Source organism: Nocardioides sp. Root140, from assembly GCF_001426745.1.
Taxonomy (GTDB): domain Bacteria; phylum Actinomycetota; class Actinomycetes; order Propionibacteriales; family Nocardioidaceae; genus Nocardioides.
Map to the genome: position 1 here is coordinate 990,268 of NZ_LMFI01000001.1, position 25,527 is coordinate 1,015,794.

The 25,527-nt window shown below is 70.0% G+C and carries 25 protein-coding genes and 1 riboswitch; of the genes, 21 read left to right on the forward strand and 4 right to left on the reverse strand.

The window, feature by feature from the left end:
* Positions 1-82 precede the first annotated feature (82 nt).
* Positions 83-1,045: a non-homologous end-joining DNA ligase gene (gene ligD / locus ASD30_RS04810; protein ID WP_056677580.1), complete on the forward strand. Its 963-nt coding sequence runs from the start codon at positions 83-85 to the stop codon at positions 1,043-1,045.
* A gap of 1 nt (position 1,046) precedes the next feature.
* On the opposite strand, the gene ASD30_RS04815 is transcribed toward ligD, so the two are convergent.
* The 3 genes from ASD30_RS04815 to ASD30_RS04825 form a co-directional block, all read right to left on the reverse strand.
* Positions 1,047-2,564, reverse strand: coding sequence for an ATP-dependent DNA ligase (locus ASD30_RS04815; RefSeq protein WP_056677584.1), 1,518 nt, complete (start codon positions 2,562-2,564; stop codon positions 1,047-1,049).
* 54 nt (positions 2,565-2,618) lie between these two features.
* A complete protein-coding gene (locus ASD30_RS04820; RefSeq protein ID WP_056677587.1) occupies positions 2,619-3,191 on the reverse strand; it encodes a DUF4232 domain-containing protein in 573 nt (190 codons plus the stop codon).
* A gap of 70 nt (positions 3,192-3,261) precedes the next feature.
* Complete coding sequence (locus tag ASD30_RS04825; RefSeq protein ID WP_235532497.1) at positions 3,262-3,936, reverse strand: helix-turn-helix transcriptional regulator; 675 nt, start codon at positions 3,934-3,936, stop codon at positions 3,262-3,264.
* Between the two features lie 93 nt (positions 3,937-4,029).
* On the opposite strand from ASD30_RS04825, the gene ASD30_RS04830 reads away from it, so the two are divergent.
* Genes ASD30_RS04830 through ASD30_RS04840 form a run of 3 tightly spaced genes read left to right on the forward strand, consistent with a single transcriptional unit; the run spans position 4,030 to position 6,205 of the window.
* Positions 4,030-4,455, forward strand: coding sequence for a DoxX family membrane protein (locus tag ASD30_RS04830; RefSeq protein WP_056677590.1), 426 nt, complete (start codon positions 4,030-4,032; stop codon positions 4,453-4,455).
* Positions 4,452-5,060, forward strand: coding sequence for a GTP cyclohydrolase I (folE, locus tag ASD30_RS04835; RefSeq protein ID WP_056677594.1), 609 nt, complete (start codon positions 4,452-4,454; stop codon positions 5,058-5,060). Before ASD30_RS04830 ends, folE begins: the two co-directional genes overlap by 4 nt.
* The gene (locus ASD30_RS04840) at positions 5,057-6,205 is read left to right on the forward strand and encodes an NAD(P)/FAD-dependent oxidoreductase (RefSeq protein WP_056677596.1); all 1,149 of its coding nucleotides are present in this window, start codon (positions 5,057-5,059) and stop codon (positions 6,203-6,205) included. The genes folE and ASD30_RS04840 overlap by 4 nt, the downstream gene beginning before the upstream one ends.
* Positions 6,206-6,213: 8 nt before the next feature.
* Here the strand turns inward: ASD30_RS04840 and ASD30_RS04845 are convergent, their stop codons facing one another.
* Complete coding sequence (locus ASD30_RS04845) at positions 6,214-7,476, reverse strand: SLC13 family permease (protein ID WP_056677598.1); 1,263 nt, start codon at positions 7,474-7,476, stop codon at positions 6,214-6,216.
* A 37-nt stretch (positions 7,477-7,513) separates the two neighbouring features.
* Between ASD30_RS04845 and ASD30_RS04850 the strand changes: the two genes are divergently transcribed.
* From ASD30_RS04850 to ASD30_RS04930, 17 genes are all read left to right on the forward strand, one after another.
* On the forward strand, positions 7,514-8,269 hold the full coding sequence (locus ASD30_RS04850; protein WP_056677601.1) for a helical backbone metal receptor: 756 nt from the start codon (positions 7,514-7,516) through the stop codon (positions 8,267-8,269).
* A 100-nt stretch (positions 8,270-8,369) separates the two neighbouring features.
* Positions 8,370-11,624: a fused isobutyryl-CoA mutase/GTPase IcmF gene (icmF, locus tag ASD30_RS04855; RefSeq protein WP_056677604.1), complete on the forward strand. Its 3,255-nt coding sequence runs from the start codon at positions 8,370-8,372 to the stop codon at positions 11,622-11,624.
* Positions 11,625-11,671: 47 nt separating this feature from the next.
* The gene (locus tag ASD30_RS04860; protein ID WP_056677607.1) at positions 11,672-12,148 is read left to right on the forward strand and encodes a hypothetical protein; all 477 of its coding nucleotides are present in this window, start codon (positions 11,672-11,674) and stop codon (positions 12,146-12,148) included.
* Between the two features lie 3 nt (positions 12,149-12,151).
* A complete protein-coding gene (locus ASD30_RS04865) occupies positions 12,152-12,535 on the forward strand; it encodes a hypothetical protein (protein WP_056677609.1) in 384 nt (127 codons plus the stop codon).
* A 139-nt stretch (positions 12,536-12,674) separates the two neighbouring features.
* Positions 12,675-14,030 (forward strand): hemolysin family protein, encoded by a 1,356-nt coding sequence (locus tag ASD30_RS04870; protein WP_056677612.1) that lies wholly within the window; start codon positions 12,675-12,677, stop codon positions 14,028-14,030.
* Complete coding sequence (locus tag ASD30_RS04875) at positions 14,023-15,084, forward strand: hemolysin family protein (RefSeq protein WP_056677616.1); 1,062 nt, start codon at positions 14,023-14,025, stop codon at positions 15,082-15,084. The genes ASD30_RS04870 and ASD30_RS04875 overlap by 8 nt, the downstream gene beginning before the upstream one ends.
* Before the next feature lie 92 nt (positions 15,085-15,176).
* Entirely contained in the window at positions 15,177-15,722 is a 546-nt protein-coding gene (locus tag ASD30_RS04880; protein ID WP_235530117.1) for a CDP-alcohol phosphatidyltransferase family protein, read from the forward strand.
* Positions 15,715-16,599, forward strand: coding sequence for a DUF881 domain-containing protein (locus ASD30_RS04885; RefSeq protein ID WP_056677624.1), 885 nt, complete (start codon positions 15,715-15,717; stop codon positions 16,597-16,599). Before ASD30_RS04880 ends, ASD30_RS04885 begins: the two co-directional genes overlap by 8 nt.
* The gene (locus tag ASD30_RS04890) at positions 16,596-16,928 is read left to right on the forward strand and encodes a small basic family protein (RefSeq protein ID WP_056677626.1); all 333 of its coding nucleotides are present in this window, start codon (positions 16,596-16,598) and stop codon (positions 16,926-16,928) included. Before ASD30_RS04885 ends, ASD30_RS04890 begins: the two co-directional genes overlap by 4 nt.
* Positions 16,921-17,784 (forward strand): DUF881 domain-containing protein, encoded by an 864-nt coding sequence (locus tag ASD30_RS04895; protein ID WP_235532498.1) that lies wholly within the window; start codon positions 16,921-16,923, stop codon positions 17,782-17,784. Before ASD30_RS04890 ends, ASD30_RS04895 begins: the two co-directional genes overlap by 8 nt.
* 81 nt (positions 17,785-17,865) lie before the next feature.
* Positions 17,866-18,252, forward strand: a complete 387-nt coding sequence (gcvH, locus tag ASD30_RS04900; RefSeq protein ID WP_056677629.1) for a glycine cleavage system protein GcvH — start codon at positions 17,866-17,868, stop codon at positions 18,250-18,252.
* A gap of 68 nt (positions 18,253-18,320) precedes the next feature.
* Positions 18,321-18,845 carry an FHA domain-containing protein gene (locus ASD30_RS04905; RefSeq protein ID WP_056677631.1) on the forward strand — a complete coding sequence of 175 codons (525 nt, stop codon included), beginning with the start codon at positions 18,321-18,323 and terminating at the stop codon, positions 18,843-18,845.
* Between the two features lie 36 nt (positions 18,846-18,881).
* The gene (ftsR, locus tag ASD30_RS04910; RefSeq protein ID WP_056677634.1) at positions 18,882-19,574 is read left to right on the forward strand and encodes a transcriptional regulator FtsR; all 693 of its coding nucleotides are present in this window, start codon (positions 18,882-18,884) and stop codon (positions 19,572-19,574) included.
* A 57-nt stretch (positions 19,575-19,631) separates the two neighbouring features.
* A complete protein-coding gene (locus ASD30_RS04915) occupies positions 19,632-20,114 on the forward strand; it encodes a bifunctional nuclease family protein (protein WP_056677637.1) in 483 nt (160 codons plus the stop codon).
* A 261-nt stretch (positions 20,115-20,375) separates the two neighbouring features.
* Entirely contained in the window at positions 20,376-20,921 is a 546-nt protein-coding gene (locus tag ASD30_RS04920; protein WP_056677640.1) for a MerR family transcriptional regulator, read from the forward strand.
* Between the two features lie 140 nt (positions 20,922-21,061).
* Positions 21,062-21,168, forward strand: a riboswitch (glycine riboswitch).
* A gap of 94 nt (positions 21,169-21,262) precedes the next feature.
* Positions 21,263-24,139: an aminomethyl-transferring glycine dehydrogenase gene (gene gcvP / locus ASD30_RS04925; protein ID WP_056677643.1), complete on the forward strand. Its 2,877-nt coding sequence runs from the start codon at positions 21,263-21,265 to the stop codon at positions 24,137-24,139.
* Positions 24,136-25,473: a serine hydrolase domain-containing protein gene (locus ASD30_RS04930; protein WP_056677646.1), complete on the forward strand. Its 1,338-nt coding sequence runs from the start codon at positions 24,136-24,138 to the stop codon at positions 25,471-25,473. The genes gcvP and ASD30_RS04930 overlap by 4 nt, the downstream gene beginning before the upstream one ends.
* The last annotated feature ends 54 nt before the right edge of the window (positions 25,474-25,527 follow it).

Genomic DNA, 25,527 nt, shown 5'->3' on the forward strand with positions numbered 1-25,527 from the left:
GTGTCGGCCACCCGATCACGTGCCGGTTCGCGCCGAAGTATTTCTGCGACGCCTCGGGGCTGCCGGACGCTACGTTGAGGGCATGGCCTCCTCATCGCCCGCAGTCGAGCTCGAGGTCGACGATCGCCTCGTGCGGGTCAGCAACCCCGAGCGCGTCTACTTCCCGGAGCTCGGCGCGACCAAGCTCGACCTGGTGGAGTACTACCTCGCCGTCGGCCCGGGCATCGTCAACGCCCTCTTCGAACGACCGTGCATGCTGCACCGCTTCCCCAAGGGCCTGGCCGGCGACAAGGTGCACCAGAAGCGGATCCCGCAGGGAGCACCGCCCTGGATCGAGACCGTGCAGCTGCACTTCCCGCGGTGGAACCGGACCGCCGACGAGCTCTGCGTGACCGAGCTGGCCCACGTGATCTGGGCGGTGCAGATGTCCACTGTCGAGTTCCACCCGTGGAACAGTCGCCGCGAGGACACCGAGAAGCCCGACGAGTGGCGCATCGACCTCGATCCCGGTCCGCTGTCGGACTGGCCGCAGGTGCAGCGGGTGGCCGGGGTGGCGCACGAGATCCTCGACGAGCTCGGTGCCACCGGGTTCCCGAAGACCAGCGGCGGGTCCGGCCTGCACGTCTACGTGCGGATCCGTCCCGACCACGGTCACAAGGAGGTACGCCGGGCAGCGTTGGCCTTCGCACGCGAGGTCGAGCGCCGGATGCCCGACGACGTGACCACCACGTGGTGGCGCAAGGACCGCGACCCGCACCACCTCTTCGTCGACTACAACCAGAACGCCCGCGACCACACGATCGCCGCGGCCTACTCCGTGCGCGGTGTGCCGGAGGCCCGCGTCTCGGCCCCGGTGACGTGGGACGAGATCGACGACGTCGAGCCCAACGACTTCACCATCCAGACGATGCCCGCACGTTTCGCGGAGATCGGCGACCTGCACGCCGACATCGACGACCACGTCTTCGACATCGGCGTGTTGCGGGAGTGGGCCGACCGCGACGAGCGTGAGGGCAAGGAGACCCCCGCCGAGCCCGACGCGTGACTCAGAGGAGCCCGCGCACCTGCCCGACCGTGTCGATCTCGCCGACCGGCTTGTCGTCGCGGTAGCGCAACACCCGCGCGAACCGCAGGGCCACACCACCGGGGTAGCGCGACGATCTCTGCACGCCGTCGAAGGCGATCTCCACGACCTGCTCCGGCCGCACGAACACGACGTGTCCCTCGCGGTGCGTCTCGAGCTCGAGGAACCGCTCGGTCTGCCAGGTCAGCATGTCGTCGGTCATCCCCTTGAACGTCTTGCCCAACATCACCAGCTCGCCCGTCTCGGCATCACGCGCACCGAGGTGGATGTTGGACAGCCAGCCGCGTCGCCGCCCGCTGCCCCACTCGACGGCCAGCACGACCAGGTCGAGCGTGTGCCGCGGCTTGACCTTCACCCAACCGGCACCGCGACGGCCGGCGGCGTACGGCGCCTGCGGGTCCTTCACCACGACGCCCTCGTGGCCGGCGGTGAGCCGGTCGGCGAAGAACTGTTCGGCCTCGGTGACGTCGGAGGTCAGCAGGCGGGGGACGACGTGCCTTGGTGCGACCTCCGAGAGCAGCCTCCAGCGCTCGAGCGCCGGCACGTCGACGAGGTCGCGGCCGTCGAGGTGCAGGAGGTCGAAGAAGTACGTCGACAGCGGGATCTCGGTGCGCATGCGATCGGGGTCGGCGCTGCTCATGGTGCGGGAGCCGGTGACCTGGAACGGCTGGGGGCGGCCGTCGGCCTCCGCGATCACCTCGCCGTCGAGCACTGCCGTGTCGGCCGAGAGAGCGGCCACCGCCTCGACCACCTCGGGCAGTCGGTCGGTGACGTCGTCGAGGGTGCGGGTGAACAGGCGCACGGTGCCGTGGTCGAGATGCGCCTGGATGCGGATGCCGTCGAGCTTGGAGTCGAGGGCCACCTCGACACCGTCGGCGAGCGCCGAGGCGATGTCGGGCGCCGACGCGGCCAGCATCGGACGCAGCGGGCGACCGACCTCGAGGAGCACCTCGTCGAGGGCCGCGCTTCCGCCGGTGAGCGCTGCCGCGGCCACCGGTCCGGCGAACCCGGCCAGCATCACCGCCCGGCGCACGGCCAGCTCGTCGACCTCGGCGGCGACCGCGATCGCCTTCAGCATCACGCCGTCACCCGCGCCCTGGCGCATCTCTCCGGTGATCAGCCCGCGCAACCAGGCCTGCTCATCGGCGGTCGCCCGGCCGAAGAGCTCGGCGACCGCAGCGCTGCGCTGGGCCGTCGACCCCTGCCCGGAGAGCACGCCGATCGCGGTCAGGGCGGCGTCGACCTCGGTGACGAGGAGCGACGGCGACTCGGCCGGCTCGGGCAGCTTCGCCATGCCCCGCCAGCCGACTCCGATGCGGCGCTGGGGGAGCACCCCGGCGAGGTAGTCGGTGACCACCTCGACCGGCGCGCCCGACTCCACGGCCTCACGGAGCGTGTCGGACAGGGCGGCCACCTTCTCGTTGCGGGACCGGGTCGCGGCCACCGCCGCCGACGTGGCGATCACTCGTGCGAGCTGCATGCGACCAGCATGCCCGAGTGCGCCGACAGTCGGGACTCTCGGCGCCGGTGGGGCTCAGGGGCGGTGGTACGGCCGCTGCCACAACAGGTGGACAGCTGTGTTGCGGCAGCCGGTCGTGCGGTGCGCGACGAACTGCGAGCGGTAGGCGTTCGGCACGTAGACCCGGAAGCCGTCCACGCGGGCCGGGCGACAGGTCGACTTCGAGTAGTTGCCGGCCCTGACCATCTGCAGTGAGCTGACCAGCCTCTGGCCGGGGCGTACGACGTACTGGCGCACGGCTGCCCGGTTCACCCGGATCGCCGCGTGCCCGATCTGCGTGCCGTCACCGTCCCCGACGTACGAGACGCCGCCGTAGCCGCCGGTACGGCAGGCGTGGCGCGACACGTTGGTGACGCGGATCCAGCCGTAGCTGCTGCCGGCCCCACTGTCGCTGTAGCGATAGTCGACGTGCAGGTCGGCGTTGGTGCAGGCCGGAGTGGTCTGCGACGAGGCGGCCGGGGCCGGTGCGGCCTGGGTGGGCGCGGCCTGGGTGGGCGCGGCCTGGGTGGGCGCGGTCAGCGCGAGACAGGCCGGTGCAAGACAGCAGAGCGCTGCCGCGGCAGCCGCGGCGCGGATCATGATCTTCATGGTGCGGTCCTTCCGTGAGTGAGGGAGAGTCCCTTCACGGGTAGGACGCAATCGATCGCGATCCGGTTCGTCAGCGACGGTGGGACTTCACGCAGCAGAGGCCGTCCTCGGGTTCGAGGCAGGCCTCGACGCCGGTGCAACCGAGGCCGTCGGCCACACCCTGCACGTAGTCACGGTTGAGGCCGCACACGAGCTCGGTGTGCTGCTTGGCCAGGCTGTCGAACGGGCAGTTGGCCAGCGTGACGGTGTCGTCCTCGCGGCGGGCCTCGTAGCCGCGTCCGGACAGGGTCTCGGCAAGTCGGTCGAGTGGGTCCTCGACTCCCGACTCCGCGGACTGGCCGTCGACGCGGCCGTGCTCGGTGGCGGCACTGCTGAGCGCGTCGTCGAGCGACGTGCCGCGCGCCGCCTGCTCGACGGCCGACGCGAGGATGTGCCCGACCAGGTCGTAGTGGCGCTCGGGCAGCGACACCGCGAACTCGCGGGCGCTGCGCTGGTAGAGCTTGCTGGGCCGTCCGGCCCCCGGACCGGTGCGACCCGACAGGCGGCGGAACTCGGTCTCCAGCAGCCCCTCGTCGACCAGTTTGTCCAGGTGGAACTTCGCGGTGTGGGCCGGTACGTCGACCGCGCTCGCGGCCTGCTCCCGGCTGACCGGATCGGCTTGCGTGGCGACGTACTCGTAGAGCGCTCGGCGTACCGGCTCGGCGAGCGCACCGATGCTCGAGGCCTGTCCTGCCAGATCCACCACGATCGCGCCCTTCTAAAGGAGATGATCATTGACCTTACACTCCTGGAAGGTCTAACGTAGAGAAAAGTCTACTTTAGAAAACCGGAGGTCACCATGACCACTCAGCAGTCTCCCGCCCCCACCTCGCAGTGGGCCACGAACTCGCCGGTGGAGCAGGCGTTCTTCCTGCTCCGCACCGTCTTCACCATCGCCCCGATCGTCTTCGGGCTGGACAAGTTCGCCGGTCTCCTCACTGACTGGGAGGACTACCTGGCTCCGTGGATCAACGACCTCGTGCCGGGATCCGCCCACCAGGCCATTCTGGCGGTCGGTGTCATCGAGATCGTCGCTGGCCTCGCGGTCGCCCTCGCGCCGCGGTTCGGTGCCCTGCTCGTCGCGGCCTGGCTGGCCGGCATCATCCTCAACCTGCTCACCATGGGGGAGTACTACGACGTGGCCCTCCGCGACTTCGGCCTCCTGGTCGGCGCCCTCGCCCTGGCCCTCCTTGCCCGCGCCCGGCACTCGGCGACCGGCCGATGACCGCGACCCCACTGCGTCCCCGCATCACGCATGCCCGGGGCGACATCGACCCGAGGGCGGTGGAGGAGTCCTGCGCCCGCTTCCTCACCGCCCTCGGGCTCCCCATCGAGACCCCGGCCATGCTCGACACCCCACGTCGTATGGCCGATGCCTATCTCGAGATGCTGAGGGCCCGCGACTTCGACCTCACGACGTTCCCCAACGAGCAGGGGTACGACGAGCTCGTGCTCGTGCAGGACATCCCGGTCCAGTCCCTGTGCGAGCACCACATGCTTCCCTTCTGGGGTGTGGCACACGTCGGCTACCTGCCCGGTGACCGGATCCTGGGCCTCTCGAAGTTCGCCAGACTCGTTGAGTTCCATGCGCGCAGGGCCCAGACTCAGGAACGACTGACGCAGGAGGTCGCCGACCACCTGCAGCGTGCCCTGTCGCCGAAGGGGGTGGGTGTGGTGATCGAAGCCGAGCACACCTGCATGAGCCTCCGCGGTGCCCGCGTCTCGGGGGCCCGCACCGTGACGTCCGCCCTGTCCGGCAGGTTGCGCGAGGACCCGTCAGGCAGGGCCGAGTTCCTGACCCTGACCAGACCAGCGAGGGAGAAGACATGAAGATCGTGATCGTCGGGGGCGGCCTCGCTGCCGCGAACGCAGCCGCCGAACTGCGAGACCGCGGGCACCTCGGGGAGCTCACCGTCTTCGCCGACGAGGCGCACCTCCCCTACGAACGACCGCCGCTCTCCAAGGGTGTTCTCCTCGGCAAGGACGAACCCGACTCGGCCATCGTCCACACCAAGGAGTGGTACGCCGACCACGAGGTCGACCTGCGTACTGCGACGGCCGTCGACGCGCTCGACCTCGACACCGGCGCCGTCCTGGCAGGGGAGGAGCGGCTGGTGTTCGACCGCCTGCTCCTGGCCACCGGATCCCGGCCCCGTCACCTTGCGATGGCCGACGAGAGCGGTGCGCCGGTGGCCTACCTGCGTACCTTCGAGGACAGCGCCGCCCTCAAGTCGTCGTTCGGTGAGGGCCGCCGCCTCGTCATCATCGGCGGTGGCTGGATCGGGCTCGAGGTCGCCGCCGCCGCTCGCGAGGCCGGCACGGAGGTCACGATCGTCGAGTCGCTCGAGCTGCCCCTGCTTCGAGTCCTCGGCCCCGAGGTGGCCGGGCACTTCGCCGACCTGCACCGCTCCCACGGTGTCGACCTCCGCCTGTCGGCCAGCGTCACGAGCATCGACGCCGACGGCACGGTGCACCTGGCCGACGGCGAGGCGATCGGGTCCGACCTGATCGTGGTCGGCATCGGGGTCGAGCCCGTCGACGACCTGGCCAGGGCCGCGGGCCTCTCGGTCGACAACGGCATCCTGGTCGGCCAGGACCTGCGCAGCTCCGACCCGCGGGTCTTCGCGGCCGGCGACGTCGCCAACCAGTTGCACCCGACGCTGGGCAGGCGGATCCGCGTCGAGCACTGGGACACCGCGATCCACCAGGGCCGGCACGCGGCCCGCGTCCTGCTCGGCGAGGACGTCGACTACGACCGGCTGCCCTACTTCTTCACCGATCAGTACGACCTCGGCATGGAGTACGTCGGCAGCGTCGGCCCCGACGGCTACACGTCCGTGGAGTTCGAGGGCGACCCCGCCTCCGGCACCTACCGCGCCTTCTGGATCCGCGACGGGCTGGTCGTGGCGGGCATGCACGTCAACGACTGGGACGCCACCGACGAGATCCGCGCCGCAGTCGGCAAGCCGCGCTGAGCGAGGCCTCAGGCCAGACCTGTCCCGGCCGCCCAGGCCCAGAGCACCGTGGTGCCCACGAGTACGGCGACCGGCGTCACGACCGCGGCATGGAGGTGGAACAGCCGGGTGTCCACGGACGACCCGTGCCGTCGCAACGTACGCCGCCACAACAGGTTGGCCAACGATCCGGGGTAGGTGAGCCCCGAGCCGACGTCGAGCCCGATCAGTGCCGCCAGCACGGCCACCGGGCCGAGGGGCGCGACCAACGGGACCAGCAGCAACGTCGCGGGCAGGTTGTTGACCAGGTTCGCCAAGGCCGTGGCGAGGACGGCGACCAGCAGCAGGGAGACGAGGCCGTCGCTCGACGGGATGAGGCCGGCCACCGCCTCGCCCAGGAACGAGTCGGTGACCGCGAGGACCACCACGCCCAGGCACAGCACGAAGACCACGAACGGCAGATGTGCAGCATGTACGACGGCGATCGCGCGCGTGGCACGCCGTGAGAGTGCGTGCACGACAAGCACGACTGCAGCGGCGCCGGCCACCCAGAACGGGTCGACGTCGATGGCCGATCCCGCGGCGAAGCCGGCGAGCATCGCGACGACCGTGACCAGCGGAACCAGCGGCATCCGAAGAGGCTCGGCCGGGTCCGGCACCACCCCGGAAGACGAACGGCGCCGCCGGGCCTCCGGGAAGACCAGCAGCACACCGGCGTACTCGACCAGGATCACGACGACCCACACCGGTGCCATCAGCAGCACCCACGTGGTGAACGAGAGGTCCAGGTGGGGGAGTGCCAGCAGGTTCGTCAGGTTCGAGACCGGCAGCAGCAGCGAGGCAGAGTTGGCCAGCCGGACGCACGCGTGCATGCCTGCTCGCTGTGCACCGGTGCCGGTGGCCGCGGCTGCGATGACCGGAGTCAGCAGCACGACGGTCGCGTCCAGGCTGAGGACGGCCGTGACCGCCGACGCCACCACGAACGTCAGCACCACGAGCCTGCGCGGGCTGCCCCGGCCTGCTCGGCGAACTCGCTGGCCCACCGCCGCGAAGAGGCCCTCGGCCGCGCACAGCTCCGCGACCACGAGGATCGCGGCGAGGAACAGCACGACCGGCAACAGGGTCCGGACCTGGTCGCCGACCTCGGCGAACGACACGGCACCGACGGCCAGCACGGCGCCCGCGCAGGCCACCCCCGCGAGCAGCTCGTGGCGACCGCGCGGGTGCAGGAACGCCACCGCCAGCAGGGCGACCAGGCAGGCGACCCCGACGAGGTCCACGACGAACGGCACCGCCGAAGCCTAGACGCCGGCCACTAGTCTCACGTCCATGTCGCCCCTACTCGACGACCTGGACCACGAGGTTCCCCTCCGACAGCACGCGCGGCGTGTGGTCTCGCTGGTCCCGTCACTCACCGAGGCCCTGGCCACGTCGGCACCCGGCGTTCTCGTCGGCGCCACCGACTGGTGCACCCACCCGGGGGACCTGGACGTCGCACGTGTGCGCGGCACCAAGAACCCCAACCTCGATCACATCGCGAAGCTCGAGCCCGACCTGGTGATCGCCAACAAGGAGGAGAACCGCGAGCTCGACGTACGCCGGCTCCGCGAGCGCGGCATCGCTGTGTGGGTGACCGTCACCGAGTCCGTGCCGCAGGCACTCGACAGCATGGAGCGCCTGTTCGCGGAGGCGCTGGCGCTCGACGTGCCGGACTGGCTCGTGGAGGCGCGGCGGCTGTGGGGGCGCGAGGTGCCGGAGGCGGTGGCGACCGCGGCCGTGGCGATCTGGCGTGACCCGTGGATGGTGGTCGGGTCGCACACCTTCACCGGCGACGTGCTGCGCCGCCTCGGCCTGGTCAACGTCTACGACGACCATGAGGACCGCTACCCGTCGGTGACGGTGGCCGACATCGAAGGGCGCACGCCGGACCTCGTGCTCCTGCCCGACGAGCCCTACGTCTTCACCGCCGACGACGGACCCGAGGCCTTCGCCGACGCGACGACCCGACTGGTCAGCGGACGACTGCTCACCTGGTACGGCCCATCGCTGGTGGAGGCGCACACCGAGCTGGGACGACTCTGCTGAGTGCCCTCGTGTGAGCCGTGCCACGGTGGCTTTGCACAATTCCTAGGACGTCCTACTATTTAACTAGGACGTCCAACTATCTCTGTTCTGGAGCCGAAACGTGAGCACTTCGACCGACCTCCACAAGCCCGAACTCCACAAGCCCGTGAACCCGGTTCGGTTCGTCACCGCCTCGAGCCTCTTCGACGGGCACGACGCATCGATCAACATCATGCGGCGGATCCTCCAGAGCCAGGGCGCGGAGGTCATCCACCTCGGCCACAACCGATCGGTCCAGGAGGTCGTCGAGGCCGCGATCGAGGAAGACGTGCAGGGCGTCGCCGTGTCGTCGTACCAGGGCGGCCACGTCGAGTACTTCGAATACCTCGTCGAGTCGCTGCGCGAGCGCGGCGCCGGCCACATCAAGGTCTACGGCGGGGGCGGCGGCGTCATCGTCCCCGAGGAGATCGCCCGCCTGAAGAAGAGCGGCGTCGTCATCTTCTCGCCCGAGGACGGCCAGCGCCTCGGCCTCGTCGGCATGATCAACCAGATGATCCGCGAGTGCGACATCGACCTCTGGAAGGACAGCGCGGTCACCGCCGACGCCGTCATCGCCGGCGACCGCTTCGCCGTGGCCCGTGCGCTGACCGGTGCCGAGCTCGGCGAGCTGCCGGCCGACGTCCTCTCCGCACTGCAGGACGCCGCGAACGCGCGCACCGCACCCGTGCTGGGCATCACCGGCACCGGTGGTTCCGGCAAGTCCAGCCTCACCGACGAGCTCGTACGTCGCTTCCGGGTCGACCAGGAGGACAAGCTGCGGGTCGCCGTGATCGCGGTCGACCCGACCCGTCGGCGCGGCGGTGGCGCCCTGCTCGGTGACCGCATCCGGATGAACTCGCTCGACGGCGAGCGCACGATGTTCCGCTCGCTGGCCACCCGCGGGAGTCACGAGATCCCTGAAGGCCTCGCCGACGTGATCACGGTCGTGAAGGCCGCCGGGTTCGACCTCGTCGTCGTCGAGACCCCCGGCATCGGCCAGGGCGACGCGGGCATCCTGCCCTTCGTCGACACCTCCATGTACGTCATGACGCCCGAGTTCGGTGCCGCCTCCCAGCTCGAGAAGATCGACATGCTCGACTTCGCCGACACCGTCGCGATCAACAAGTTCGAGCGCCGCGGGGCGATGGACGCCCTGCGCGACGTCGGCCGCCAGTTGGTCCGCAACAAGGAGGCGTTCGGCAAGAAGCCGGAGGACATGCCGGTCTTCGGCACCAGTGCCGCCACGTTCAACGACGACGGCGTCACCGCGCTCTACCAGCACCTCCTGGCCTCGCTCGGCGAGCTCGGGCTCCCGGTCGCCGAGGGCGTGCTGCCGCGGGTCGACGTACGCCACTCCTCGGGCATCGCCCAGGTCGTGCCGACCCAACGGGTGCGCTACCTGGCCGAGATCACCGAGACCGTCCGCAAGTACCACGCCGAGACCGAGGACCTCGTCGCCGCAGCGCGCAAGGTGCAGCAGGTCGAGGCCGTCCAGGCAGCGCTGGCCGAAGCGAAGGCCGAGGCGGGCGGTGTGCCCGAACTGCTCGCGAGCGCACGCAAGCAGCTGCCCCACGAGGTCGCCGACCAGATCGAGAACTGGCCCAAGGTCGTGGAGTCCTACTCCGGCGACGAGCAGGTCGTGAAGGTCCGCGACAAGGAGATCCACACGCGCCTGACCAAGGAGTCGCTGTCGGGCAACAAGATCCCGCGGGTCTCGCTGCCGAAGTTCGACGACCACGGTGAGCTGGTGCGCTACTGGCGCAAGGAGAACCTGCCCGGCTACTACCCCTTCACCGCGGGCGTGTTCCCGTTCAAGCGTGACGGGGAGGACCCGGCCCGGATGTTCGCGGGCGAGGGCGACCCGGCCCGCACCAACCGCCGGTTCAAGATCCTCAGCCACGAGGGCGAGGCCACCCGCCTGTCCACCGCGTTCGACTCGGTGACCCTCTACGGTCGCGACCCCGACCTGCGCCCCGACGTCTACGGCAAGGTCGGCACCTCCGGTGTCTCGGTCGCCACCCTCGACGACATGAAGGTGCTGTACGGCGGCTTCGACCTGGTCGCCCCGTCCACCAGCGTCAGCATGACGATCAACGGTCCGGCGCCGACGGTGCTGGCGTTCTTCCTCAACACGGTCATCGACCAGCAGGTCGACGCGTTCCACGAGAAGGAGGGCCGCGCGCCCAACGACGACGAGCGCGCCATGCTCGCGGCGTACGCCCTCGCCAACGTGCGCGGCACCGTGCAGGCCGACATCCTCAAGGAGGACCAGGGCCAGAACACCTGCCTGTTCTCCACCGAGTTCAGCCTGCGCATGATGGCCGACATCCAGGAGTGGTTCATCCAGAACCAGGTCCGCAACTTCTACTCGGTCTCCATCTCCGGCTACCACATCGCCGAGGCCGGGGCGAACCCGATCAGCCAGCTCGCGTTCACGCTGGCCAACGGCTTCACCTACGTCGAGGCCTACCTCGCGCGTGGCATGGACATCGACGACTTCGCGCCGAACCTGTCGTTCTTCTTCTCCAACGGCATGGACCCGGAGTACTCCGTGATCGGCCGTGTCGCCCGACGCATCTGGGCGGTCGCGATGAAGGAGAAGTACGGGGCCAACGAGCGCTCGCAGAAGCTGAAGTACCACGTGCAGACCTCGGGTCGTTCGCTCCACGCGCAGGAGATGGACTTCAACGACATCCGCACCACGCTCCAGGCGCTCATCGCGATCAACGACAACGCCAACTCGCTGCACACCAACGCGTTCGACGAGGCGGTCACCACGCCGAGCGAGGAGTCCGTGCGCCGGGCCCTGGCGATCCAGATGATCATCAACAAGGAGTGGGGCCTCTCGATGAACGAGAACCAGCTCCAGGGCTCCTTCATCATCGACGAGCTCACCGACCTGGTCGAGGCGGCGGTGCTGGCCGAGTTCGACCGGATCAACGAGCGCGGCGGTGTGCTCGGCGCCATGGAGACCGGCTACCAGCGTGGCCGCATCCAGGACGAGTCGATGCTCTACGAACACCGCAAGCACGACGGCTCGCTGCCGATCATCGGCGTCAACACGTTCCGTCGCCCCGAGAGTGCGGGCGAGGAGGACCACACCGTCGAGCTGGCCCGCGCGACCGAGGCGGAGAAGAAGTCGCAGCTCGACCGTGTGCACGCCTTCCAGGACACGCACCGCAGCGAGGCCGACCGGGCCATCGCCCGGTTGAAGGAGGCCGCGATCGGCGGCGAGAACGTCTTCGCCGTGCTGATGGACGCCGCTCGGGTGTGCTCGCTCCAGCAGGTGACCGAGGCGTTCTTCGAGGTGGGCGGCCAGTACCGCCGCAACGTGTGAGGTGCGCCTGAGGTGTGAACAGGGGCGGCGCGGGTGAGAATGCGGGCATGAGCCACAACGTGAGCCCCTCACCCACGCCGCCGAACAACCGCAAGATCGCCTTCGTGCTCGCGGGCATCCTGGTGATCCTGTTCGGCACGGCGGCCGTCGTCTGGGCGGTCAACCGCGGGGGAGCGGAGTCCGTCCAGGACGTCGCGGACGCGGCGGTCGAGGCCGGCGAGGACATCGACGTCGACGCCGGCATCGACCTGCTCTGCGATGCGCCGACCGACGAGCAGCGCGAGAAGGTCGAGGAGTTCGTCGACGCCGGCAAGGACGAGGCCGGCACCGACGACCCGGAGATCCACGTCGAGGCCTCCGACGTCGAGGGCGAGGCCGAGGGCTCCTTCGTGCTGACCATCTGGAGCGACGACGGTGGCCTCGCCGAGGGCTACGGCGTGGTCGAGGTGGAGGTCGAGAAGGACGGCGACAGGTCCTGCATCGCCGACGTCGACATCGACCAGCGCGACGGCCCCCGCCCGTAAGGGATGTCGGGCAGCTTCCGCCTCTCCGCCACGCTGACGATCACCACTTCGGTGATCGCCGGTGCCGGTGTCCTGCGACTCGGTGGCGCACCGGGACACGTGGTCGGCACGCTGCGCGGCCTCGGTGCCGACGGCTACGCGTGGTGGTACGTCGCAGTGCTGCTCACCCCGCTCGTGCTGCTCGCCGCCGCGGTCGGCGTACGACGCACACCGTGGCCTTGGATCACCGCCGTGGTGCTCCATCTGGCCAGCGTGGTGGCGGCAACGGTCCGCGTCGAGCACTGGCTGTCGGCGTGGGCGTGGCCCGCACTGGTCGGCGCCGTGGCAGTGGGCCTCTGGTCGGTGGCCGCAGCCCTGGCCGGGCCACGGGGCACGACCGACGCGTAACGGTTGGCGATCGTGTGGCCGACTTCTGTACGCTGATCCGCGTCCGGCCCCGATTCGAAAGCAGCTGACGCACACCACTCATGGACGGTTCTCAAAGTCCCCAGCTCATTGATCCCGTGCCGAACGGGGGAGAGCCACGATGACTGCCTGGTTGTTGCTCGGCCTTGCCGTGCTCCTCATCCTCGCCTGCGGTGTGTTCGTCGCGGCGGAGTTCGCGTTGGTGACCGTCGACCGCAACGCGGTCGACAAGGCCGCCGCGGCCGGTGACGCCGGCGCGATCGGCGTGCAGAAGGCCCTGCGGTCCCTGTCGACCCAGCTCTCCGGGGCACAGGTCGGCATCACGGTCACGAACCTCGCCATCGGTTTCCTGGCCGAGCCCGCGATCGCCGAGCTGATCCGCGACCCGCTCGGCGCCATGGGGCTGCCCGACGGTGCCGTCCACCCGACGGCGATCGGCTTCGCGTTGGCACTGAGCACGGCGCTGACGATGATCTTCGGAGAGCTGGTCCCCAAGAACCTCGCGATCGCGATGCCCCTCGAGACGGCCCGGGCCACGGCCCGTCTGCAGCGCGGCTTCACGACCGCCATGAAGTACCCGATCCGGGTGCTGAACGGATCGGCGAACGTGCTGGTGCGTCGCCTCGGCATCGAGCCGCAGGAGGAGCTGCGCTCGGCCCGCAGCACCAACGAGCTGGCCTCGTTGATCGCCCGGTCCGCCGACCAGGGCACCCTCGACCCCGACACCGCCGAGCTGATGGAGCGCTCCGTGGAGTTCGGCACGCGCACCGCCGGCGAGATCATGACGCCGCGGGTGCGCACGACCAGTGTCGAGGCCACCGACCGGGCGAGCACGGTGATCGAGCTGGCCCGCGGCACCGGCCACTCCCGCTTCCCGGTGCTCGACGACGCCGACGCCGTGGTCGGCACGGTGCACGTGAAGCACGCCGTGGCCCTGCCGCTGCACGAGCGGGCCACGACCCGCATCAAGCACATCATGGTGAAGCCGATCGTGGTTCCCGACTCCCTCAAGCTCGACCCGCTGCTGGCGCTGCTGCGCCGTGACGGGTTCCAGATGGCCGTCGTCCTCGACGAGTACGGCGGCCAGGCGGGCATCGTGACCCTCGAGGACGTCGTCGAGGAGATCGTCGGCGACATCTCCGACGAGCACGACCGCCTCGGTGCGCGGGTGCGCCAGCGACGCGACGGCACGTGGTCGCTGAGCGGCCTGCTCCGGCCCGACGAGGTCGAGGACGTCACCGGGGTCGACCTGCCCGCCAACGAGGACTACGACACCATCGCCGGCCTCGTGCTGCGCGAGCTCGGCCGCATCCCGGTCGCCGGTGACGTCGCCGAGGTGCCGCTCCCGGTCGAGCTCGACGACGATGACGACGAGCTGCCGCGGAAGATCGCGGTGCTGAAGGTCGAGCACATGGACGGACTGCGGGTCGACCGGATCCGGCTCTCGGTCCGGACCGAGGAGGTGCACGATGGGTGACCTCACCGGAGTCGTGATCGCCGTGGTGCTGCTGGGCTTCAACGCGTTCTTCGTCGGTGCCGAGTTCGCGCTCGTCTCCGCACGGCGCACGCAGATCGAGCCCCGCGCCCAGGCCGGGTCCTCCGTGGCGCGGACCACGCTGCGGGCCATGGAGAACGTCTCCCTGATGATGGCCGGCGCCCAGTTGGGCATCACGATCTGTTCGCTCGGCCTCGGTGCCGTCGGTGAGCCGGCGGTGGCGCACCTGCTCGAGCCCGGTTTCCACGCCCTCCACGTGCCGGAGAACCTGCTCCACCCGGTGTCGTTCGTGGTGGCGATGACCATCGTGGTCTACCTCCACGTCGTCCTCGGAGAGATGGTTCCCAAGAACATCGCGCTGGCCGGACCCGACCGTGCCGCGCTGGTCCTGGGCCCGCCGATGATGGCCATCGTCACCGTGCTGCACCCGATCATCGTGGGCCTCAACTGGATCGCCAACGTCACGCTGCGGCTGCTCCGCGTGGAGCCGAAGGACGAGGTCTCCTCGACCTTCACCCGCGAAGAGGTGGCCGCGCTGGTCGAGGAGTCACGCGGTGAAGGACTGCTCGCCGACGAGGAGTACGACCGGCTGGCCGGCGCCCTCGGGTTCACCGAGCGGTCGATGGAGTCGGTGCTGCTGCCGATGGCCGAGCTCAGCACCCTGCCCCGCGGCTGTACGGCGGCCGACGTGGAGGACCTCTGTGCCGCCACGGGCTACTCCCGCTTCCCGATCTGCGACAGCGAGGGCGAGCCGATCGGCTACCTCCACATCAAGGACGTGCTCGAGACCGACCCGCGTCGGCGTACCCGCGTGATCGACGACAAGTGGATCCACGCCTTCGCGACGGTCCGTCCCGACGACGTCCTGCACGACGCACTCGAGACACTGCAGCGCAAGGGCGCACACATGGCCCGCGTGGTCGACACCGAGGGCCGCACGCTCGGGTTGGCCACCATGGAGGACGTGCTCGAGGAACTCGTCGGCGAGATCCGCGATGCCGCACACCTCGAAGACACCCCCGGCCAGTTAGGGTGACATCCGGCAACCCCACGGCGAGAGATGGTCACGGAGAAGTGCAGGACGAACAGCGCACCTCACGCGTCTGGACGGTGCCCAACATACTGAGCATGGCGCGGCTCCTCGGAGTCCCGCTGTTCCTCTGGCTGGTGCTGGGTCCCGAAGAGGACGAATGGGCGATCGCCGTCCTGATGGTCTCCGGGGTGACCGACTGGCTCGACGGCTACCTGGCCCGCAAGCTCGACCAGCGCTCGACCCTGGGCGAGATCCTCGACCCGGTGGCCGACCGGCTCTACATCCTGGCCGTGGTGATCGGTCTGGCCCTGCGCGACATCATCCCGTGGTGGCTGGCGCTCCTGCTGCCGCTGCGTGACCTCCTGCTCTGGGGACTGGTGCCGTTCCTGCGCACGCGCGGTTACAGCGCGCTGCCCGTGCACTTCCTGGGCAAGGCGGCCACCTTCAACCTGCTCTACGCCTTCCCGTTGATCCTGCTGGGCCACGGTGACAGCACCGTGGCGACGCTGGCCGACGTCTTCGGATGGGCGTTCGCGATCTGGGGGATCGGCCTCTACTGGTGGGCCGGCGTGCTCTACGCCTGGCAGGTGCGCAAGCTGCTGAAGGAGACCGACCGAAGGGCCCCGGTGCCCGATGGCTGAGCGTCGCCCCGCCACCGCACCCGAGCCCGGCAAGACCCTGCCGGAGCACGTCACCCTGCCCCTGCTGAGCCTGATCACCCGGCAGAGCATGGACGGCGACTACCAGCACGTCGCCGAACGCCGCAAGGCCGACGGCGAGGAGCGCGCGGGCCGACGCATCACCCGCAACACCGCCCTGGTGGTCGCCCTGTTCGGCCTGATGATCGTGATCGCCGCCGTACAGACCTCACGGGACGCCGCCGCGACCGAGGAGGGGCGGCAGGAGCTGATCCGGCAGATCAGTCTGGAGCGCTCCGACCTCGGAGACGCCCAGGACACCATCAGCGACCTGCGCGCCACCAACGGCGACCTCAGTGAGCGGGCCGACGACCTCGAACGCCTCGAGGGCAGCGTCACGCGGCGACTGCTCCAGGCCCGCGGGGCCAGTGGGTTCGCACCCGTGCGCGGCCCCGGCGTCCGGATCACCGTCGACAACTCACCCGACGGCACCGACGACGGACGGGTGCGTGACGAAGACCTGGCCATGCTCATCGACGGGCTCTGGGTGGCCGGGGCCGAGGCGATCTCGATCAACGGCCAGCGGTTGACCAGCATCAGCAGCATCCGCAGCGTGGGTGACGCCATCCATGTGCGCACCCAGCCGCTCAAGCCGCCGTACGAGATCCTGGCCGTCGGCGACCCCAACACCTTGCAGGCCCTGTTCGCCGAGTCGCGGCCCGGGCTCCAGTGGATCTCCTTGCGCAACACCTTCGGCTTCGAGTTCGAGATCGAGAACTCGACCTCCGACCTGTCCCTCCCGGCGAGCCGACGGGCGCTCCTGCGTTCCGCACGTGTCGCCGAACCCGAACCACTCAACAAGAAGGAGGCCATTCCGTGATCGCAGCACTCGGACTGCTCGTCGGAATCGTGGCAGGGCTCATCCTCCAGCCCGACGTGCCCCTGTGGCTCGAGCCCTACCTGCCGATCGCGGTGGTGGCCGCCCTGGACGCCGTCTTCGGTGGCCTGCGCGCCTACCTCGACGGCATCTTCGACGACAAGGTGTTCGTCGTGTCGTTCTTCAGCAACGTCGTCATCGCCGCGGCGATCGTGTTCCTCGGCGACAAGCTCGGGGTCGGCGGCCAGCTCTCCACCGGCGTCATCGTGGTCCTGGGCATCCGCATCTTCTCCAACGTCGCGGCGATCAGGCGGCACGTCTTCCATGCCTGAGAAGAAGCCGCCGCCAGGCAAGGGTGGGGCCGACAAGGCCCGTCCCACCAAGCCCGCGCCCGCCAAGCCCGCGCCCGCCAAACCCGCGCCTGACACGGCTGCGCCCGGGACCGCCGCGCCCGACCCGGCCCGACCCGATCCGCGCGAGCGCATCCGGGCCGCGTTCATGGCGCGACCGTCCCGCGGGCAGGTGCTGGTCGCCGTACTCCTGGCCGCGGTCGGCTTCGCCGCGATGACCCAGGTGCAGAACAACGAGCGCGACGACGACTACACCGGGCTGCGCCAGTCCGACCTGATCCGCGTGTTCGACGGCCTGTCGGCGAGCCAGCAGCGCGCGGAGAACGAGATCGACCGGCTCACCGGAATCCGCGACGACCTGCAGGACGAGTCGTCCAGCCGCGAGGCCGCCCTCGACCAGGCCCGCCAGGACACCGAGGTCTACGGCATCCTGGCCGGGACGCTGCCCGCCACCGGCCCCGGCGTACGCATCACGATCACCGACGACGAGGGCAAGGTGGGCTCCGAGATCCTGCTCGACGCCCTCCAGGAGCTGCGGGCCGCAGGTGCCGAGGTGCTCGAGTTCAACGACCGGGTGCGGGTGATCGCGCAGAGCTCCATCGAGGAGACCTCTGCGGGCATCGAGATCGACGGCCAACTGCTCGAGGCTCCGTACGTCATCGACGTGATCGGTGAGCCGACCACCCTCGCGGGCTCACTCGACTTCCCGGACGGCCCGACGGAGGCGGTCGAGGAGAGCGGCGGCACCGTCACGTTCGAGGAGTTGGAGAGCGTCGACATCGAGAGCGTCGTGGATTCCTCGGAGGGGGACTTCGCAGAGCCCCGCGAGGGCCAGTAGCGTTCCACCGAACCCAGCACCACGCACCACCCACCGCAGAGCACCACCCACCCAAGACACCGCGACAGCAGGGAGACCCCCATGTACCCCGAGGACCTGAAGTACAGCAGCGAGCACGAGTGGGTGCGGCAGCCCGGCGAGACCGAAGGGTCGGTGCGCATCGGCATCACGCACTTCGCCCAGGACGCGCTCGGCGACATCGTCTACGCGTCGCTTCCCGAGCTGGGCGAGACCATCGCCGCGGGCACCACGGTGGGCGAGCTGGAGTCGACCAAGTCCGTCAGCGACGTCTACTCGCCGGTGACCGGTGAGGTGGTTGCCCGCAACGAGGCCCTCGACGCCACCCCCGAGCTGGTCAACTCCGACCCGTACGGCGACGGCTGGCTGTTCGAGGTCGCCGTCGGCGACACCGCCGAGATCGACGGGCTCATGGACGCCAAGGCGTACCAGGCCTCACTCGACGGCTGATAGGTTGGAAACCGTCAACCTCGACCAAGTGTTGAGGGTTCGTGGATCGATGACCGGGAGGGTTGTACATGCCGTTCTGCACTAGCTGTGGCAAGCAGAACCCGGAGGACGCACGGTTCTGTGCCCAGTGCGGCCACCGCCTCGTGAGCGAGGAGCCGCAGGACCACGCGGAGAGCCCGGTGGAGTCGACCGCGACCATCACCTTCGGTGCTCCCGAGAAGGCCGAGACCGACGAACGCTCGCTCAACCCGGCGGAGTCCGCCGCGGTCGACGCACTGCCGGTCGGCCACGCCCTCCTGGTGGTCCAGCGCGGACCCAGTGCCGGGTCGCGCTTCCTGCTCGACACCGACCTGGTCAGTGCCGGTCGTCACCCCGAGAGCGAGATCTTCCTCGACGACGTGACGGTGTCGCGTCGCCATGCGGAGTTCCGACGGGTCGACGAGGGCTACTCGGTCTCCGACGTCGGCAGCCTCAACGGCACCTACGTCAACCGTGACCGGATCGACGAGGTGACACTCCAGGACGGCGACGAGGTCCAGATCGGCAAGTACCGCCTCGTGTTCTTCGCCGGCCACGAATCCGTGAACGGCTGACCGATGGCGACGCCAGCTGCTTCACAGCGTCGCCGGATGAACATCGGGGAGGTCCTCTCCCAGTTGAGTGGCGACTTCCCCGGCATCTCCCACTCGAAGATCCGGTTCCTCGAGGACAAGGGCCTCATCGACCCGGAACGCACGTCGGCCGGCTACCGAAAGTTCTCCGCCCACGACGTCGAGCGCCTGCGCTACGTCCTGCGGATGCAGCGCGACCACTACCTGCCGCTCAAGGTCATCGGGGAGCACCTCGACGCCATGGACCGCGGCCTCGAGCCGCCGGCCATCGAGGAGGTCGGGCCGCGGGTGCCGAAGGTGGCACTGGCCAACGACGGGCTGCCGTCCGTGGACTCGTTCCGGGCCAGCTCCGACCTGCGCATCTCGCGCCGCGAGCTGCTCAAGGTGGCCGAGATCGACGAGGACCTCCTCGCCCAGCTGGAGACCTACGGACTCGTCGCCGCCGGCCGCACCGGCCATTTCGACGCCGACGACCTCGTGGTCGCCAAGACCGCCTCAGAGCTCGCCGGCTTCGGATTCGAGCCCCGCCACCTGCGCGCGTTCAAGACCGCTGCCGACCGCGAGGTGGGCCTGGTGGAGCAGGTCATCGCGCCGCTGCGACGCGGTCGTGACGCCTCCGCACAGGCCCGCGCCGAGGAGGCCGTGGCCGAGATCGCAGCGCTCTCGGTGAAGCTGCACGCCACCCTGGTCAAGGCCGGCCTGCAGTCCTGACGGACTGCCACACCGGCTGCGGCGCGCGACCCACCGCAAGGCGAGTAGGGTTGCTGCATGCGTGAAGTGGATGTCATCGGAGTCAGGGTCGAGATGCCGTCGAACCAGCCGATCGTCCTGCTCCGGGAGGCGTCGGGGGAGCGTTACCTCCCGATCTGGATCGGTGCGGTCGAGGCGACGGCGATCGCGTTCGCCCAACAGGGCGTCGTGCCCCCGCGACCGCTGACCCACGACCTGATGAAGACCATCCTCGAAGAGACCGGCAACCCGTTGGCCGAGGTGCGGATCACCGAGATGCAGGGCGGTGTCTTCTACGCGATCCTGGCCTTCGAGTCGGGGCTCGAGGTGAGCGCGCGTCCTTCCGACTCGATCGCGCTGGCGCTGCGCACCGGCACCCGCATCGTCTGCGCCGAGGACGTCCTCGAGGAAGCTGGTCTCGCCGTGCCCGAGGAGCAGGAGGACGAGGTCGAGCGGTTCCGCGAGTTCCTCGACCACGTGACGCCCGAAGACTTCGAGAGCGGCGACCAGAACGAGGGCTGAACCCTCACCCTCAATCTGAGGTTTAGGGTTGCGACACGCGGCCCAGCAGATTGACCACCCTCAGGCGGGGGCCTACCTTGGAGTGTCTTCGTTGTAACTCCACCGTTGTGGTTGACCCCGGCTCGACTGCCTGGTTGATCCTGACGACCTTCCCCCGCCGGGGTTACGCTGAACGAAGTATCTGACCGGAGGGTCGACGTGGCATCAAACGAAACCGGATCGGCGGACAGGCAGTCCGCCGAACACGAGGTGGCAGCCGGCATGGCCGATGAGCAGGGACTGCTCTTCACCGATGACGTCTCGCCGCTGCCCAGTGACCAGGGCTACCGCGGTCCGACGGCGTGCAACGCCGCAGGCATCACCTACCGCCAGCTCGACTACTGGGCCCGCACCGGTCTCGTCGAGCCCACCGTGCGCGGTGCGACCGGCTCCGGCACCCAGCGCCTCTACAGCTTCCGCGACATCCTGATCCTCAAGGTGATCAAGCGCCTCCTCGACGCCGGCATCTCGCTCCAGCAGATCCGCACGGCCGTCCAGCACCTGCGCGAGCGCGGCACCGACGACCTGACCCGCGTCACGCTGATGAGCGACGGCGCCTCGGTCTACGAGTGCACCAGCAACGACGAGGTCATCGACCTGCTCCAGGGCGGCCAGGGTGTCTTCGGCATCGCCATCGGCGGTGTCTGGCGCGAGATCGAAGGCTCGCTCGCCGCACTGCCCAGCGAACGCGCTGCCGACCCCGCCGCCGAGAGCACCAGTGCGGCCGACGAACTCGCCGCCCGCCGCGCGGCACGCAAGATCGGCTGACCCAGCCCGATCCCACACCCTCCGGTCCGGCCCGCCACACTCGATGTGGCGGGCCGGTCTGTGTGTCAGGGGTGCCTGCGTCCGGAGGGTGGCTGCCAAGGCCGGGATCCGTCGCGCCGGTGATAGGTTTGCCGCGCTGACAATCCCGCACGGGAGAGTCTTCTCGGCTGCCGGCTGGTGGTCGTGGAGCGCCGAAGGGGCAACCCCTCCCCGGAACCTCTCAGGCGCCAAGGACCGTGCGGGCTGGCGACTCTGGAGTGGCGCGCGCACCCTGCGCGCGATGACAGAGGGGGAGGTGGGGTGTGCAACCGCATTCCCCCTGCCAGCCACTTGGAGTCCACGTGTCAGACCGCCAGACGCTCGCCGATCTCGACAACGCGCTGCCGTTCACCGAGCGCCACATCGGCCCGCAGGCCGACGAGATCGAGACGATGCTCGCCCGCCTCGGCTACGCCGGCCTCGACGAGCTGATGAGTGCCGCGGTGCCCGGAGGCATCCGCAGCGCCGCTGAGCTCGAGCTGCCGACCGCCGCGACCGAGTCGGCCGTCGCCAAGGAGCTGCGCGAACTGGCGGCCAGCAACCGGCCCGCGGAATCGTTGATCGGGCTGGGTTACCACGGCACCATCACCCCTCCGGTCGTACGCCGCAACGTGCTCGAGGACCCGAGCTGGTACACCGCCTACACGCCGTACCAGCCGGAGATCTCGCAGGGCCGGCTCGAGGCCCTGATCAACTTCCAGACCATGGTCGGTGACCTGACCGGCCTGCCCACCGCGAACTCGTCCCTGCTCGACGAGGGCACCGCGGCCGCCGAGGCGATGACCCTGGTCCGCCGGGCGAACAAGAAGGCAAAGGGCCCGTTCGTCGTCGACGCCGACGCGCTGCCGCAGACCATCGAGGTGGTCCGCACCCGCGCCGAGGCGATGGGCATCGAGGTCGTCGTCGCCGACCTGGCCGAGGGCCTCCCCGAGGGTGACCTGTGCGGCGTGCTCGTGCAGTACCCCGGAGCCTCGGGTCGCGTGCTCGACCCTCGCGCGGTCATCGAGGAGACCCACGCCCGCAACGGCCTGGCCGTCGTGGCTGCCGACCTGCTCGCCCTGACCCTCCTCGAGTCGCCCGGCGAGCTCGGGGCCGACGTGGCCGTCGGCTCCTCCCAGCGCTTCGGGGTGCCGCTGTTCTACGGCGGCCCGCACGCCGGCTTCATGGCGGTCAAGGCCGGGCTCGAGCGCCACCTGCCCGGCCGTCTGGTCGGTGTGTCCGTCGACGCCGAAGGGCGCCCGGCGTACCGCCTGGCCCTCCAGACCCGTGAGCAGCACATCCGCCGCGACAAGGCCACCTCCAACATCTGCACCGCCCAGGTGCTGCTCGCCGTGGCCGCGTCGATGTACGCCGTCTACCACGGTCCCGCCGGCCTCAAGGCGATCGCGACCCGTGCCCACCGCTACGCGACGGTGATCGCGGCCGCGCTGGCCGGCGCAGGCGTGGAGGTCGTGCACTCCGACTTCTTCGACACCCTGACCGTGCGGGTGCCGGGCAGGGCCGCCGAGGTGATCGCCTCCGCACGCGCCCTCGGCCTGCACCTGCGCCACATCGACGACGACCACATCGGCCTGACCACCTCCGAGACCACGACCCGCTCGACGGTCACCAGCGTGCTGAAGGCGTTCGGCGCCCCGGGCGATCTCGACGCGCTCGACCGCGCGACGGACGACGCACTGCCTGCCGGCCTGCTCCGCGAGACCGGCTACCTCGACCACGAGGTGTTCAACACCCACCACAGCGAGACCGCGATGCTGCGCTACCTGCGCAAGCTCTCGGCCCGTGACTACGCGCTCGACCGCGGCATGATCCCGCTGGGCTCGTGCACGATGAAGCTCAACGCGACCACTGAGATGGAGCCGATCAGCCTGCCCGGCTTCGCCGACCTGCACCCGTTCGCCCCGGCCGCAGACGCCGCGGGCTACCAGCGCCTGGTCAACGACCTCGAGGGCTGGCTGGCCGAGGTGACCGGTTACGACCGGGTGTCGATCCAGCCCAACGCCGGCTCGCAGGGCGAGCTGGCCGGACTGCTCGCGATCCGTGGTTTCCACCGCGCCAACGGCCAGGCCGAGCGCGACATCTGCCTGATCCCGTCGTCGGCCCACGGCACCAACGCGGCCTCCGCCGTGATGGCCGGCATGCGCGTCGTGGTCGTCAAGGCCGCCGACGACGGCTCGATCGACCTCGACGACCTGCGCGCCCAGTGCGAGGAGCACTCCGACGACCTCGCCGCGATCATGGTGACCTACCCGTCGACCCACGGCGCCTACGAGGACTCCATCACCGACCTCACCAAGCTCGTGCACGACCACGGCGGCCAGGTGTACGTCGACGGCGCCAACCTCAACGCGCTCCTCGGCTACGCCAAGCCGGGCGAGTTCGGCGGCGACGTGTCGCACCTCAACCTGCACAAGACCTTCTGCATCCCGCACGGCGGTGGCGGTCCCGGGGTCGGCCCGGTCGCCGTGCGTGCGCACCTGGCGCCGTACCTCCCCTCGCACGGGCAGCACCCGGTCGAGGCGATGCGCTCCGGCATCGGCGCGATCAGCGCCGCGCCGTACGGCTCGGCCGGCATCCTGCCGATCTCGTGGGCCTACATCCGGTTGATGGGCGGCGCCGGGCTCACCCGCGCCACCGCGGTGGCGGTCCTCGCGGCCAACTACGTCGCCGCTCGACTCGGCGAGCACTACCCGGTGCTCTACAAGGGCCACGGCGGGCTGGTCGCCCACGAGTGCATCCTCGACCTGCGCGGCCTCACCAAGGACAGCGGCGTCAGTGTCGACGACGTCGCCAAGCGCCTGATCGACTACGGCTTCCACGCGCCGACCATGTCGTTCCCGGTCGCCGGAACCCTGATGGTCGAGCCGACCGAGTCCGAGGACCTCGCCGAGATCGACCGGTTCTGCGACGCGATGATCGCGATCCGCGAGGAGATCGCGCGCGTCGAGGCAGGGGAGTGGACCCCTGAGAACTCGCCGCTTCGTGGTGCCCCGCACACCTCGCGCGCGCTGGTCGCTGACTGGGACCGCGCCTACTCCCGCGAGCAGGCGGTCTTCCCGACCGGCCCCGACCCCGACAAGTACTGGCCGCCGGTGGCCCGCATCGACCAGGCGTACGGCGACCGCAACCTGGTCTGCGCGTGCCCGCCGCCGGAGGCGTTCGCCGAGGTCGCCGAATGAGCCTGCCGGTCCGGCCGGTCGAGGCGGTGACCGCGCGTCGCCTGTTGGCGAAGATCGCGCACGTCCAGGTCAACGGTCGCCTGCCCTCGATCGTGGCAGGCGTCGTCCGTGACGGCGCCCTGGTGTGGTGCGACGGGTACGGCGACGTGCCGGGTGAGCCCGCCGACGTGCAGTACAAGATCGGCTCGATCACCAAGACGCTGACCGCAGTGCTGATCCTGCAGCTCGTCGACGAGGGGTCCCTGTCGCTGGAGGACACCGCTGGCTCGGTGCTGGGCGACGTCGGCTACGGCGACCGCACGATTCGCGGCCTGCTCGCGCACAACTCCGGCATGCAGGCCGAGCCCAACGGCTCGTGGTGGGAGCGCAGCCCCGGGCTCTCGTTCGACGAGCTCGCGGCCGCCAACGCCGACTCCGCGGGCGTCCTCCCGGTCGGGCAGCAGTTCCACTACACGAACCTCGCCTACGGCCTGCTCGGCGAGGTCGTCGCCCGGCTGCGTGGTGACACCTGGTGGTCCAACGTGCAGTCCCGCATCCTCAAGCCGCTCGGCATGACGCGGACGTCGTACCAGGCCGAGGGCGTCCACGCACAGGGCACCAGCATCGATCCCTACTCCGGCGAGGCGACCGACGAGCCGCACCCCGACACCGGTGCGATGGCGCCAGCGGGCCAGCTCTGGAGCACGGTCACCGACCTGGCGACGTACTGCAGCTTCCTGCTCGAGGGTCACCCCGACGTGCTCTCGAAGGAGCGGCTCGAGACGGCCTACATCCCGCAGTCCGGCGCCCTCGCCTCGGGCCTCGCGTCCGGTCACGGCCTGGGCTTCCAGATGCACCGCGGCGGCTCGGGCACCCTGGTCGGCCACACCGGCTCGATGCCCGGCTTCGTGGCGACCTGCTTCGTCGACCGGGTGCGCCGCACCGGCGTGGTCGGCTTCGCCAACGCGATGAGCGGCATGCCCGCGGACTCGCTGGCCACCACACTGCTCGAGGAGCTCGAGGCGAGCGAGCCGACCTTGCCGCAGGCGTGGCGCCCGTCGACCGACGTGCCCGCGGAGGTGCGCGAGGTGCTCGGCGTGTGGCACTGGGGACCCAAGATGTTCGTGTTCCGCTGGGAGCACGACGAGCTGGTGGTCTCCAGGGACGGCGTGGTCGCCTACCGCTATCGCCTGCTCGACGGTTCGTTGGTCGGCACTGCCGGCTACCAGATGGGGGAGACGCTCCGGGTGGTGCGCAACGACGACGGCTCGGTCAACCACCTCGACCTGGCCACGTTCATCTTCACGCGCACGCCGTACGACCCGAACGCGCCGATTCCCGGCGGGCTTCCGTAGTCTCGAACCGGGCCCGGCCATGTCGTTTGCGAACGGGCACGGCCGCCGACAGGG

What these genes read in the sequence shown, in the direction of transcription:
- ASD30_RS04885 (WP_056677624.1), top strand. Translation starts at nt 15,715, where the DNA reads ATGGCTGAGCGTCGCCCCGCCACCGCACCCGAGCCCGGCAAGACCCTG.
- ASD30_RS04895 (WP_235532498.1), top strand. Translation starts at nt 16,921, where the DNA reads ATGCCTGAGAAGAAGCCGCCGCCAGGCAAGGGTGGGGCCGACAAGGCC.
- ASD30_RS04860 (WP_056677607.1), top strand. Translation starts at nt 11,672, where the DNA reads ATGAGCCACAACGTGAGCCCCTCACCCACGCCGCCGAACAACCGCAAG.
- ASD30_RS04815 (WP_056677584.1), bottom strand. Translation starts at nt 2,564, where the DNA reads ATGCAGCTCGCACGAGTGATCGCCACGTCGGCGGCGGTGGCCGCGACC.
- ASD30_RS04820 (WP_056677587.1), bottom strand. Translation starts at nt 3,191, where the DNA reads ATGAAGATCATGATCCGCGCCGCGGCTGCCGCGGCAGCGCTCTGCTGT.
- ASD30_RS04865 (WP_056677609.1), top strand. Translation starts at nt 12,152, where the DNA reads ATGTCGGGCAGCTTCCGCCTCTCCGCCACGCTGACGATCACCACTTCG.
- ASD30_RS04905 (WP_056677631.1), top strand. Translation starts at nt 18,321, where the DNA reads ATGCCGTTCTGCACTAGCTGTGGCAAGCAGAACCCGGAGGACGCACGG.
- ASD30_RS04850 (WP_056677601.1), top strand. Translation starts at nt 7,514, where the DNA reads ATGTCGCCCCTACTCGACGACCTGGACCACGAGGTTCCCCTCCGACAG.
- ASD30_RS04920 (WP_056677640.1), top strand. Translation starts at nt 20,376, where the DNA reads ATGGCCGATGAGCAGGGACTGCTCTTCACCGATGACGTCTCGCCGCTG.
- ASD30_RS04870 (WP_056677612.1), top strand. Translation starts at nt 12,675, where the DNA reads ATGACTGCCTGGTTGTTGCTCGGCCTTGCCGTGCTCCTCATCCTCGCC.
- ASD30_RS04840 (WP_056677596.1), top strand. Translation starts at nt 5,057, where the DNA reads ATGAAGATCGTGATCGTCGGGGGCGGCCTCGCTGCCGCGAACGCAGCC.
- ASD30_RS04915 (WP_056677637.1), top strand. Translation starts at nt 19,632, where the DNA reads ATGCGTGAAGTGGATGTCATCGGAGTCAGGGTCGAGATGCCGTCGAAC.
- folE (WP_056677594.1), top strand. Translation starts at nt 4,452, where the DNA reads ATGACCGCGACCCCACTGCGTCCCCGCATCACGCATGCCCGGGGCGAC.
- ASD30_RS04875 (WP_056677616.1), top strand. Translation starts at nt 14,023, where the DNA reads ATGGGTGACCTCACCGGAGTCGTGATCGCCGTGGTGCTGCTGGGCTTC.
- ASD30_RS04930 (WP_056677646.1), top strand. Translation starts at nt 24,136, where the DNA reads ATGAGCCTGCCGGTCCGGCCGGTCGAGGCGGTGACCGCGCGTCGCCTG.
- gcvH (WP_056677629.1), top strand. Translation starts at nt 17,866, where the DNA reads ATGTACCCCGAGGACCTGAAGTACAGCAGCGAGCACGAGTGGGTGCGG.
- ftsR (WP_056677634.1), top strand. Translation starts at nt 18,882, where the DNA reads ATGAACATCGGGGAGGTCCTCTCCCAGTTGAGTGGCGACTTCCCCGGC.
- ligD (WP_056677580.1), top strand. Translation starts at nt 83, where the DNA reads ATGGCCTCCTCATCGCCCGCAGTCGAGCTCGAGGTCGACGATCGCCTC.
- ASD30_RS04880 (WP_235530117.1), top strand. Translation starts at nt 15,177, where the DNA reads ATGGCGCGGCTCCTCGGAGTCCCGCTGTTCCTCTGGCTGGTGCTGGGT.
- ASD30_RS04830 (WP_056677590.1), top strand. Translation starts at nt 4,030, where the DNA reads ATGACCACTCAGCAGTCTCCCGCCCCCACCTCGCAGTGGGCCACGAAC.